Genomic DNA, 10,721 nt, shown 5'->3' with positions numbered 1-10,721 from the left:
CGCCCTGGGCATCGACTGGCCCACCACCGCACGCGACGGATCGCCCCTGACCTACGAACTCTCCGACAAGGACACAGCCGCCCCCACCCTCGCCGAAGCCCTCGAACGCGGAGACCTTTCCGGAGCGTAGGACTTGGTTCAGATGAACCGGTCACCCGTTGCCGGGTGGCAAGGGCGGGTCAGCGAGCATCGCCTCCTCTAAGTCTGTGATTTACATTTAGGATCGCGCCTGACAGGAAAAGGCAACGTCTAGATCGAATTCCGCAATTCGGCTCGGTTTGGCATCCGAGCCGCATTCGGCTACTCAACGACCATTTGCGATGCACCTGTGGTGCGAAGGGAGACGGATTCGGTCAAACGGTTGATCGATTTGCGGGTCTGCGGCAGGCCATCGGAGACCGCCTCACTCGGCGAGCATGGTGTAGGTCACGTCAACTTACGTCAACTAGGAAGATTGCTATCCGCCGCTGGTCTTTTGCGTGCTTCCTAACCGGGCGAGCCGCCCGGCTGCCTCCGCGATGCGGGTACGGAATCATCAGTGATACCTCACAATGGGTAATTCGATTGTTAGTGCGCGTATATCAAACGAATGATTTACCAACGACGGCGCGGAGTATCGTCCAGTACGCAGAATTGAACTACTTATGTAACGATTGAGCCACACACTGACACGTAGCGAGTTGCACGAAACGAACGAGGAGCTCGAAGCATGGAGATACAGGATTACCTGAAAATCCTGAAGGCGCGGTGGATCATCATCGCTGTCACCGTGGTCGTAGCGATCCTGGGGGCCTTGGGCGCATCGCTAATGACGACGCCGCTCTACCAGTCGAGCGCAAGGATGTTCGTCTCCACGACCGGTGGGTCTACGGTTGGGGAGGCTTACCAGAACAACCTGTTCTCCCAACAGCGTGTTGCGTCGTATTCGGAACTGGTGACCAGCGAGGCTCTCGCGGGTCGCGTTCTTGACGTTCTACCGCTCGATCTCACGCCGGCAGCGTTGGTAGCAAAGATCTCGGCATCGTCGACCCCGGACACGGTTCTTTTCGACATCACTGTGACGGATGCGTCACCTGCCCGTGCGCGAGACATCGCCAATGCAACTGCTGATCAGCTCGTGGAACAGGTTCGAGAGCTAGAGACACCCGAAGGTGGCGGTAGTCCATCGGCGGGAGTGAAGATTTTCCAGACCGCGGCTGCGTCAGGCGATCCGATCAGTCCAAAGACTCAGCGCAACCTTGCGCTGGGGGCTGCGCTGGGATTGCTGCTCGGTATCGCTATTGCAGTGTTGCGCGACCGCCTGGACAACACCATCAAGGACCGTCGAGAGATCGAGTCGATCTCAGGCAAGGCCTTGGTGGGCACAATCCCGTTCGACAAGGAGCGCAAGACGCATCCGGCTGTCGACTTCCAGGATCTTGCCCAATCGTCCAGCGCCGAGGCTTTCCGTGAGCTTCGCACCAACCTGCAATTCCTCGAAGTCGACCATCCTCCGCGCGTCATCGTCGTTACCAGCGCAATTCCTAGCGAGGGCAAGACGACGACAGCGGTGAACTTGGCAATCTCGCTTGCCGAGGCCGGCCACCACGTTGCCCTCGTCGAGGGCGATCTGCGTCGTCCCCGCGTCTCGAAGTATCTTGGTCTCATCGGTTCGGTCGGTCTCAGCACGGTGCTCGCGGGACAGGCGAAAGTCGACGAGGTTCTACAGCCGACCAGATATGAGGGACTGCAAGCCATGGCGTCCGGCCCGATCCCGCCGAATCCGTCCGAGCTCTTGGGCTCGGAGGCGTCTCGTGCGATGCTGGCGGAACTACGCTCCAAGTTCGACTACGTCATCATCGACGGCGCACCGCTGCTGCCGGTCACCGACTCGGCCGTTCTCACCACCCACAGCGACGGCGCTCTGCTGGTCACTCGCTACGGGCACACCAAGAGCAACGAATTGTCCAGGGCCATCGGCAATCTCGAAACCATCGGCGCGCACGTCCTGGGTGTGGTGCTGGCATTGACCCCTTCGAAGAAGGGCGACATGTACAGCTACTCGTACAACTACTCCGCCGACGCCAGCCTGCCCAGGCAGACGGCACCGCCGGTTCCCGCGCCTCAGGCTCCGGTAGCAGCGCCGGCTCCTCCGACCCCCGCGGCGGCACCTGCTGCGCCGCAACCGGCCTCGGTGCGGCCTGGATCGACCCAGACCGCATCGGCTGCACCGAGTGCAGCCGCACGTGCCGCAGCCCCCGCCGCCGCGCCGTACTCTCGGGCACGTCGCGCCGAGACACCCGGCGATGTGCCTAGAAACGGCGTCGAGAACCCCGGTCTGAGGAAATAAGCACTGGGCGATCGTGTGCGTCACGATCGCCCCGAGCTACTCCTGGAAAGTCACTCGCGCCGAGGACAACCGCCGCAAGGGTCATCGTGGCGAGTGCGACCGGGTCCATCTACAACCGGGACGGCTCGGTTGCGACGGTCACCGCGGTGGCACAGCGCGACAACGTGGCTCAGTCGCGGGTCCAGCAGCAGGCAGCGCAGGCGCACACTCGGGTGTGCTCGCGCCGACCTGTCAGCGTGGCTACGAGACGGCGAATCATGGCGGTCACGCCGCAGATTCGTGACCGATCACAGTATGGATGGGTCCGACTTCGGCCCGTCCGGATCGGGCGAATAACGCGAGATGTGGAGCGCGACCAAGCCGGTCGATTCCAGAGCCTCGAGACTGGGAGATGGGGGTCGGGGTGTCGGTGCGTAGTTTCGTGAAGACGGTGATCGCGGGCTGGCGCGTCGTCGCCGTGTCCATCGTGCTGTCGATGGCGACGGCATTCGGAATCACCTCGCTGATCACGCCGGTGTACGAATCTCGCACTCAGATGTTCGTCTCCACCTCGGGGTCCACGACTGTGAGCGATACGTACGTGGGGAACTTGTTCGTGGGGCAGGCCGTGTCGTCGTACGCAGAATTGGTGACCAACGAGGCTGTGGCCTCGAGAGTCATCGCCGATCTCGCACTCGAGCTCACTCCGGCGGAGTTGATCGACAAGATGTCGACGTCGTCCTCGCCGGATACCGTCGTGTTCGATATCGTCGCCACCGATACCTCGCCGGAGCTCGCGCGCGATATCGCGAACACCATGGCCACGGAAGTGAGTGCAGTCGTAGCGGAGCTCAACGACCCCGGGAACGGGGAGCCGCCCTCGGTGGTGTTGAGGATGTACAGCCAGGCTGAAGCGTCCGATGCACCGATCAGCCCGAACACCCGGGCCTATCTGGTGGGCGGAGCAGCAGTGGGACTACTCATCGGAACCGTATTGGTGCGGGCCCGTCACCGAGCGAGCGGGACCGGACGCTAGACGCGCCGCGCGACCGCCGACACTGCTCGGGCAAGTGCGTCGGACAGTTCGCTCTCGCTGGTGGAACGAGCGGACAGGTCCTGATCGTCGAACACGGCCTGGGACGCGCCGATGGCGAACAGGATTCGCCAGGTGGCCTCGGCATCGGCGTCGCTCGTTCCGAACCTCGCCGACAGCCAGCCGGTCACGGTGTCGGCCAATTGATGGTTGGTGCGAACGATCCGTGCGGCGAACAACTCTCCGTCGGTCGTGTTGCGGGACTGGATGAAGAACGCGCGCATGGCTCCCCGGTGCTCCGCGAACACCGCGAGTGCGGCTTCGGCGAGCATCTGCACAGCACGGTCGTCGTCGGGTTCTTGTTCTGCGGCTGAAAATGCCGCTGCAGCAGCATTTTCGATGCGAGTCAGCACGTCTTCCTGGGCTGCCATCAGCAGGCCGGTTCGATCTCCGAAACGATGGTAGATGGATCCGTTGGACCCGCCGTAGCGCTGGGCGACGGCAGCGATCGTCACCGCCTGTAGGCCACCCTCGTGCAGCAACTCGATGGTCGCCGCCACCATTCGCGCAGTGGATCCTTCGCTGCGGGACTGCACGGGCGTACGCACGGCCCCATGCTAGTCGGCTCGTATGGCTTGCCAAATTAGAGTGAGCATTCTAGTTTGAGGATATGACGACGATCACAGTGCGCGGACAGCGGTTCGGCGGGGTTCCCAGGGATCACTGGAGGCGTGTCGACGATTCACTCGACCCGGACACCGACTTCGTGCAGATCTATCGAAACCTGGCTGTGCACGAGTTCCCGTGGGACATCACGCAGGCGCTGTCTTTCGCTCTGTTCCGGACGTTCGCGGTACCGGGCATCGGCAAGCTCCTCGACGACACCGGTGCATTCACCGGGGCCACTCAGAAGCGCTACGACGACACGGTGCTGCTGCTCGAGGTGCCGTTCCTGCGGGGCTTCGACGACGAGCAGGGCCGTGCCGCGATCCGCCGGATCAATCAGATGCACCGAAGCTACGACATACCCAATCACGAGATGCTGTACGTGCTCGCGACTTTCGTCGTCGTTCCGCAGCGCTGGATATCCGTGTGGGGTAAACGGCCCATGACCGACGTCGAAGTACGAGCATCGGTCAGGTATTTCCGAACGCTGGGCAAGCACATGGGGATATCGGACATGCCCGACTCGTTCGAGGGCTTCGCGAGCTTGATGGACGACTACGAAGCGGAGTACTTCGCCTTCGATTCGGGCGCTCGACGCGTCGCCGACGCCACTCTGGCTCTACTCGCCTCGTTCGTCTCACCGGTCCCGAAGGGAGTCGTTCGCGTGGTGAGTCTCGCTCTCATGGATGCGCCGCTGCGGAATGCGTTGGGCTACAGCCACCCTCCTCTGGCGCTGGAGCGGCTCGTCACAGCCGCGATGCGTGCGCGAGGACGTGCTCTGCGACTGTTCCCTGCTCGCCTCACGCAGCGACGCAATGCCGACTCGCAGCGAATGCGTTCCTATTCGGACGGATTCGACATTGCCCAACTGGGCACGTTTCCGGGCGGGTGCCCTGTGCGTTCCGTCGACGCACATGCGACTCGAAGCGGTCGCGCTACACCCGGTCCTTACCCGGCTGGTGCGTCGGATCGATGAGGAACAGACTGCTGCCGTCCAATCCGTCTCTGCGGTGGATGTTTCCGCGCAATCCGGCTTCGACCAGTCGCGCCGCGATCTCGTAGATCTCCTCGAGGCGATCGTCGGTGAGATCGGGCCTGATCGCGAGATGGATCTCGTCGCCGATGTGGCGTAGCACCGCCTCGAAGTTCGGGCTCACCGAGCTGTAGAGCTCCTCGCATTGGACAACCAGCGCGTCGGACATCACGAAGTCGTCCTCGGCTCCGAGCAAGGGGATGACGCCGAAGTCCTCGAGAAGGTTGATCAGCTGTACCCCACTACGTCCGGCCGCAGTCGACCGATCCGCCAGCACACCGGATTCCACTTCCTTCGTCGTGAAGATCAGTGTCGCCTCGGCGCTGGGATCGAGCAGACCCAGATCGGCGCGCATGGCCGTCAACAGCAGCGAGTGCATCCGGATGATGTACGCGTGCTCGCTCTGCAGACGTTCGTGTGCAGGAGCGGGGATTCCCGTTTCGGGAGCCAGCGGGGCGAACACCCGACGGTCGATGCCCGTCGACAACTCCAACGCCAACGGATGAACCCGCCTGCGCGCGACCACCAATGCGGCGGAGAGCGCCAGATTCAACCGGTCGTAGGCCTTGTTCAAGGACTGCGTCGCAGCCGTGAGATCGCCGACAGGAGTCGAGACCACCGCTGCCGAAATCTCCTCCGCCACAACCCGATCGACATTCGACAGGGCGAACAGCAACTCTTGATACCGCGCCGTCACCTGATCGCGGCTCCACGAGTCGCTCTCACCCGACTGGCGCACCTGACGGTCGACGGCAGTGTGCAGTGCCGCCACCTCGCGGGAGATGACGTCCTCGTTCGCGCCGACCCGACGCACACTGAGCGCCGCCCACGCCGCACCGAGCGCAGCGATGACGACGACGATCAAAGTCCACACCTGAACTGCCGTGACACCCGACTCCGAGGCAGCTACGACGCTGGTAGTCATGGGCTACATCATGCCCGAGTGTGTTACACGTTGTCCTTCTTTCGCCGCCCTAACCTGTGGCTGCGACATCCGGCAGTACCTGCGCCGCGATACGACGGGGGTCGTTCTCGGGTAACGACTCGATGAGAATTCGTCGTGGATGCGATGCCGCTCCGGTGATGACGTATTTCTGGCCGGGTCGTACGCGGGCTGCTTCGTCGATCACTTCGTCCGGCCACACGGATTTCGGAGCGGAGTCGGTGTCACGCAATGCGTCGGCGACGATGCGGCGTGGATCGTACTGGCGCAGATCCATCGACTCCCACTCCGAACGGCGTAGCGGAACGCCCATTTCGTCTTCTGCGGCGGTGCGGGTGGACTCGACGAAACTGCGCACGGAGCGCACGGTCCGTGCCAGTTGATGGGCGTATCCGGGTAGTCGCGAGGGGCCGAGGACGAAGCCGGCGATGATCGCTACCAGGAACAGTTTTTCGAAGGTCAAGCCGAACATGTTGTGAGCTCCGGTTTCGGTGAAGTCAGGATGCGCCGAGCCGCTCTGCGGTCGTGTATCTCGGTGATCACGACGGCCGCACCGAACAGCGTGGCCATCGGCAACGCGACCAGGAACATGGACAGGACGTCGGCGGCGGGAGTGACGAGCGCACTGAACAGGGCGATTCCGACGACGCTGAGCCGCCAACTGCTACGTAGTCGATGCGCAGAAAGGATGCCGAGGCAGTTCAACATCACCAGCAATGCCGGCAGTACGAACGCGATTCCGGTCGCCAGCACGATCTTCATCACGAAGTCCACGTAGTACGAGGCGTTGAGGATGGTGCTGTCCTGGTCCGAGGAGAACCCGGCGAGCACGCTGACCATGCGTGGGAAGATGGTGAACCCGAACACGCAGCCGGCCACGAACAGTGGAGCCGCTGCGGCCGAGAAACCGTAGACGTACTTCTTCTCCCGACGCGTCAAACCTGGTGCGAGATAGGCGAACAGCTCACGCAACCACACCGGAGACGACACGATCACCCCGGCGAACAGCGCGATCCTCAGTTCGAGATCGAAAGCGCCGGTGACGGTGTCGAAGTTCAGGCTGGCATCACGGGAGAGGGCGAGCTCCTCGACGGGCGCACGGAGGATGTCGAGAATCTGGTCGGTGAGGGCGAACCCGATCGCCACGCCGACGATCAGCGACACCGCCGCGCGCACTGCGCGGCGACGAGCCTCGCGCACATGCCCGGCAAGGGGCATCGTTCCTCGCGCGGCGGTGGCTGTGCTCATGATGCGTGGCGGTACGGAACCGGAACGGACGCGTCGGCGAATGTCGGTTCCGTGGTGGCGGTGGTCTCGTCACGCGTCGCGGTCTTCTTGTCCTCGCGCACTTCGTCTTTCAAGATTCGCATCGACTGACCGACGCCCTTGGCGAGGGAGGGGAGCTTGGTCGAGCCGAACACGAGCAGCAGGATGGCGAGAACGATGAGGGCGTGCCATCCGGTGAGGTTGTGCAACATGGTGATTCCTTAGCTGGTGGGTGGTGTGAGGTGGGGGTGATCAGTTGGTGGGTGCAGAGCCGGCATTGGGCGGTCCGCCCGCCGGGGGAGTGCCGCCTCCCATGGGGGCCTGGCCGCCGCCGCCGCCTCCGCCCGCGGGGGCAGCACTCATCGCCGGTTCGGTGGTGGCATCGATCGCCACCGCGAGTGATCCGACGTAGCCGGAGGCGGGATCGCCGCTGAACGTGCCCATCTCCAGCTCGTAGCCGTCGCCGAAGACATTGTCGTTGTCGAGACTGCCCATCTGGGTCAGGTTCTTCGCCGACTCGGGATAGACGTCGGTCTTGTTCTGATAGATCGCCTCGAGCATGTCCTGCGGGAACGCGACCTGTGAGGTGGCAATGGCGTTGTCCACGTTGGTCGCCGACGCAGCGTCGGGGTAGACCTCGAAGTGCATGTGGGTCCAGCGGCCGGAGTAGCAGCCGGGAACGACGGTCTCGAAGGTGACGGTGCCGTCGGAGCCGGCCGCTTGGATGCCGCGAAGATACGTCTCGTCCTCGACACCCTCGGAGTACATCGAGTACTGGCCGTCCGCATCGCACTGCCACACATACACGGCCGCACCCTCGTACGGTCGATTGTCGTTCGCCAGATCGGTGAGCGTGAAGGTGAACGTGAGAGGCACTCCGCTGACTGTGGTTCCACCGTCCAGGCTGGAGGTGATGTCGCTGCGGACGATGCCCGATTCCTCGAGGACGTTGACGCCGTTGGTGCCGTCGGCCGGGTAGGGGCCGTTGGTTTCCTGGGGGATCTCGCTCGTCGCCGTCGAGGTGGTCGTCGACGCGGTTGCCGTGGTGGCGGTGGAACTTCCGGCGCTGGAGGTGCTCGAGCATGCGGCCAGAGCGAACGCGCCCGCTCCTGCGCCGACGAGACTCAGTACACGGCGGCGGGTGACGAGGGTGGTGATATCGAAGCCTGCACCCTGGTCGACGACCTCCTCGGTGGGGCGGTCGAGAAGCCTTCCCTCGTAGGCGGGTCCGTCGGGTGTATCGGTCGGCTCGGGGATTCGGGTCATCGTCGTACGTCTCCTTCGTTGCGGCACTGAATGTTTCGGTAGTGCCAATACTCTGGGACGTTGCGGTGAGGACCCTGAACCTCCGCTGCGAGGTTCCTGTGAACGATGCGACCCGGTGAAAGCCCCCTAAGTAGCTAAGGCTAACCTCATCACGCGTACCGACCTGAAGGACTGTGATGACTCTTCGTGTGACCACCCGCTTCGCTGCACTCCTCACCGCTGTCGCGGCCGCGTCCTTCGCGCTCGCCGGGTGCAGCTCGATGGAAAGGACCGACAGCCCGGCCGCCGCCGCGTCCACCGGCTCGTTTCCGCTGACCGTGCAGCACATGTACGGCGAGACCACCCTCGACGCAGTGCCCGAACGGGTCGCGACGTGGGGATTCGGCACCACCGACGCGGTGCTCGCGCTCGGTGTCGTCCCGGTGGCGATGCCCTCGGCGGAGTACGGCGGCGGTGACGATCTGATCTACCCGTGGGTGTCCGACGCGATCGAGTCGTCCGGCGGTCCGGCCCCGGTTCTGCTCGACAACGTCACCGACGCACTGTCCGTCGAGAAGCTTCTCGCCACCGACCCGGACGTGCTGTTGGCTCCGCATTCCGGGTTGACGCGGGCCGAGTACGACGCGTTGACCGCAGCCGGGGTCCCCGTCATCGCCCCGCCGGAGGAACTGTGGTCGACGCCGTGGCGCGATGTCATCACCACCACCGGTGATGTTCTCGGGGTGCCGGACAGGGCGCGTGATCTCGTAGCCGATCTGGATTCTCAGGTGCAGGACGCAGGTGCTCGCCATCCCGAATTCGACGGCCGCACAATCGCATACGTGTCCGAGGCTGCCGACGTGTACTACCTGCTACTGCCGTCGGACCCCAGAGTGGAGCTGCTCGAGAACCTCGGCTTCGTCTCGCCTGCATCGGTGACCGGCCTCGCGACCGACGATGCCACCTACTCGACCACGGTCTCGGCCGAGAACATCTCCTCGATCGACGCCGATGTGGTGTTCACTCAGGTCGACACCGACGACGCCTTGCAGCAGTTCCTCGATTCGCCTGTCTCACGCCAGATTCCGGCTGTCGCCGCCGGTGCGGTCGCCGGATTCGTCGGCCAGGAGGCCGGAGCTGCAGTGGGCCCGACGGCACTGTCGATTCCGTACTTCCTGCCGACTCTGGTCGACGGACTCGCAGCCGCCGTGAACATCGACCGCTGACGACGATGGGCAATGGTGCACGGCATTCGGACGAGCCCGGAGGCATCTGCGCGCGAGTAGTCTGACCGCGACGACATCGGTCGACTCCGGGAGTGCACTCATGACCTCACGCTTGCCCGACGTATTCAGCCCGTCTGCAGTGCAGTACGGCGAGACCGTCAGAGTGGACGACCGCACGACCATTCTGCCGGTATTGCGTCGATCGGCTCGGGGAGCAGAGACCGCGGTGGGGGTGTTCACCATCACGGACGGCACGGCGGCGTGGACCCCCGCCGTCGATACCGGCCGCATCCAACTGATCGGGGTGCTCACCGGCCTCGTTGCTGCGACATTGGGATGTGCTGCGGTCCTGAGGCGGCCGCCGTGGCCGACCGTCACCATCGATCGTTGACCCAGGTCACGCCCGACGAAGGACGTCGCGGGTGAGCTCGAGCTGGCCGAGATGCTGGGCCAACTCGCGCACCAGGTGCGTCAACACCCATTCCGGGGTTGCGGTTGCGAGCTCCGGGCGGGTGGTACCCATGACGGTTCGATCGCGAATCCCCTCGCGTACTGCGACATTCACCCACTCGGGCAGACGCGACCGAACCTCGTCGACCCGCGTGATCAGATCGTCGATTCGGCCTGTGGCAGTGAACTCGGCGGCGCGATCCCGCGGGATCTTCAGACCGGCGATCACCGAACCTGCCCAGTACTCGATCACGGCCACGCAGTGGAACACGATGGCGTACGGACTGTTGGCACCCGGCAGGTCCGGCTTCGTGTTGGCCGGTTCGTCGCCCAGGTCCCGCAGGATCTCCGTCATCGACGACAGGCTCGCGCCAGTTATCGCCAGAAAGGCGTCAGCGACACGGCTTTCGGCGTCGTCCTGCTGCGAGGTCACCACGGGTACGGCTGACAGTCGTCGAGGAAACAGCCGTACGGATCACTTCCCGGTTCGCCGTGCATCACCGGACCGTACACCCGATCGCCTACCCTTGTGCCTGGGCCCGGCCGACAGA

General features: G+C 63.9%; 12 protein-coding genes and 1 pseudogene. 6 read left to right on the top strand and 7 right to left on the bottom strand.

Features of this window, described 5'->3' with window-relative positions; all coding sequences use genetic code 11:
- The 3 genes and pseudogenes from CH296_RS29485 to CH296_RS06845 form a co-directional block, all read left to right on the top strand.
- A pseudogene (locus CH296_RS29485) lies at positions 1-130 on the top strand (dTDP-4-dehydrorhamnose 3,5-epimerase); the annotation flags it as partial.
- A 579-nt stretch (positions 131-709) separates the two neighbouring features.
- Positions 710-2,329: a polysaccharide biosynthesis tyrosine autokinase gene (locus tag CH296_RS06850; protein ID WP_094684324.1), complete on the top strand. Its 1,620-nt coding sequence runs from the start codon at positions 710-712 to the stop codon at positions 2,327-2,329.
- Positions 2,330-2,738: 409 nt separating this feature from the next.
- Positions 2,739-3,344: a YveK family protein gene (locus CH296_RS06845; protein ID WP_179277648.1), complete on the top strand. Its 606-nt coding sequence runs from the start codon at positions 2,739-2,741 to the stop codon at positions 3,342-3,344.
- Here CH296_RS06845 and CH296_RS06840 read toward each other — a convergent pair.
- Entirely contained in the window at positions 3,341-3,949 is a 609-nt protein-coding gene (locus tag CH296_RS06840; protein WP_143546332.1) for a TetR/AcrR family transcriptional regulator, read from the bottom strand. The genes CH296_RS06845 and CH296_RS06840 overlap by 4 nt on opposite strands.
- Positions 3,950-4,011: 62 nt before the next feature.
- Between CH296_RS06840 and CH296_RS06835 the strand changes: the two genes are divergently transcribed.
- Positions 4,012-4,983 (top strand): oxygenase MpaB family protein, encoded by a 972-nt coding sequence (locus tag CH296_RS06835; RefSeq protein WP_094684321.1) that lies wholly within the window; start codon positions 4,012-4,014, stop codon positions 4,981-4,983.
- On the opposite strand, the gene CH296_RS06830 is transcribed toward CH296_RS06835, so the two are convergent.
- From CH296_RS06830 to CH296_RS06810, 5 genes are read right to left on the bottom strand one after another with little or no spacing between them, the layout of a single operon-like run.
- Positions 4,943-5,965, bottom strand: coding sequence for a hypothetical protein (locus tag CH296_RS06830; protein WP_032396188.1), 1,023 nt, complete (start codon positions 5,963-5,965; stop codon positions 4,943-4,945). The genes CH296_RS06835 and CH296_RS06830 overlap by 41 nt on opposite strands.
- 49 nt (positions 5,966-6,014) lie before the next feature.
- Positions 6,015-6,455 (bottom strand): preprotein translocase, encoded by a 441-nt coding sequence (locus CH296_RS06825; protein WP_094630169.1) that lies wholly within the window; start codon positions 6,453-6,455, stop codon positions 6,015-6,017.
- Positions 6,443-7,231 (bottom strand): twin-arginine translocase subunit TatC, encoded by a 789-nt coding sequence (gene tatC, locus CH296_RS06820; RefSeq protein ID WP_094645947.1) that lies wholly within the window; start codon positions 7,229-7,231, stop codon positions 6,443-6,445. The genes CH296_RS06825 and tatC overlap by 13 nt, the downstream gene beginning before the upstream one ends.
- Positions 7,228-7,461, bottom strand: a complete 234-nt coding sequence (locus tag CH296_RS06815; RefSeq protein WP_045197060.1) for a twin-arginine translocase TatA/TatE family subunit — start codon at positions 7,459-7,461, stop codon at positions 7,228-7,230. The genes tatC and CH296_RS06815 overlap by 4 nt, the downstream gene beginning before the upstream one ends.
- A gap of 40 nt (positions 7,462-7,501) precedes the next feature.
- Complete coding sequence (locus CH296_RS06810) at positions 7,502-8,515, bottom strand: 3,4-dioxygenase subunit beta (protein ID WP_094684320.1); 1,014 nt, start codon at positions 8,513-8,515, stop codon at positions 7,502-7,504.
- 176 nt (positions 8,516-8,691) lie between these two features.
- Between CH296_RS06810 and CH296_RS06805 the strand changes: the two genes are divergently transcribed.
- Together CH296_RS06805 and CH296_RS06800 are read left to right on the top strand one after the other, a co-directional pair.
- On the top strand, positions 8,692-9,720 hold the full coding sequence (locus tag CH296_RS06805) for an ABC transporter substrate-binding protein (protein WP_094684319.1): 1,029 nt from the start codon (positions 8,692-8,694) through the stop codon (positions 9,718-9,720).
- Positions 9,721-9,820: 100 nt separating this feature from the next.
- Positions 9,821-10,111 (top strand): hypothetical protein, encoded by a 291-nt coding sequence (locus CH296_RS06800; protein WP_094645944.1) that lies wholly within the window; start codon positions 9,821-9,823, stop codon positions 10,109-10,111.
- Between the two features lie 6 nt (positions 10,112-10,117).
- Here CH296_RS06800 and CH296_RS06795 read toward each other — a convergent pair whose 3' ends face one another.
- Complete coding sequence (locus tag CH296_RS06795) at positions 10,118-10,603, bottom strand: DinB family protein (protein ID WP_256980357.1); 486 nt, start codon at positions 10,601-10,603, stop codon at positions 10,118-10,120.
- Between the last annotated feature and the right edge of the window lie 118 nt (positions 10,604-10,721).

It is taken from the genome of Rhodococcus sp. 14-2496-1d, from assembly GCF_002259365.1.
Lineage (GTDB): Bacteria > Actinomycetota > Actinomycetes > Mycobacteriales > Mycobacteriaceae > Rhodococcoides.
This window is presented reverse-complemented; position numbering and strand designations above follow the sequence as displayed.

What these genes read in the sequence shown, in the direction of transcription:
- CH296_RS06850 (WP_094684324.1), top strand. Translation starts at nt 710, where the DNA reads ATGGAGATACAGGATTACCTGAAAATCCTGAAGGCGCGGTGGATCATC.
- CH296_RS06835 (WP_094684321.1), top strand. Translation starts at nt 4,012, where the DNA reads ATGACGACGATCACAGTGCGCGGACAGCGGTTCGGCGGGGTTCCCAGG.
- CH296_RS06830 (WP_032396188.1), bottom strand. Translation starts at nt 5,965, where the DNA reads ATGACTACCAGCGTCGTAGCTGCCTCGGAGTCGGGTGTCACGGCAGTT.
- CH296_RS06825 (WP_094630169.1), bottom strand. Translation starts at nt 6,455, where the DNA reads ATGTTCGGCTTGACCTTCGAAAAACTGTTCCTGGTAGCGATCATCGCC.
- tatC (WP_094645947.1), bottom strand. Translation starts at nt 7,231, where the DNA reads ATGAGCACAGCCACCGCCGCGCGAGGAACGATGCCCCTTGCCGGGCAT.
- CH296_RS06815 (WP_045197060.1), bottom strand. Translation starts at nt 7,461, where the DNA reads ATGTTGCACAACCTCACCGGATGGCACGCCCTCATCGTTCTCGCCATC.
- CH296_RS06810 (WP_094684320.1), bottom strand. Translation starts at nt 8,515, where the DNA reads ATGACCCGAATCCCCGAGCCGACCGATACACCCGACGGACCCGCCTAC.
- CH296_RS06805 (WP_094684319.1), top strand. Translation starts at nt 8,692, where the DNA reads ATGACTCTTCGTGTGACCACCCGCTTCGCTGCACTCCTCACCGCTGTC.
- CH296_RS06800 (WP_094645944.1), top strand. Translation starts at nt 9,821, where the DNA reads ATGACCTCACGCTTGCCCGACGTATTCAGCCCGTCTGCAGTGCAGTAC.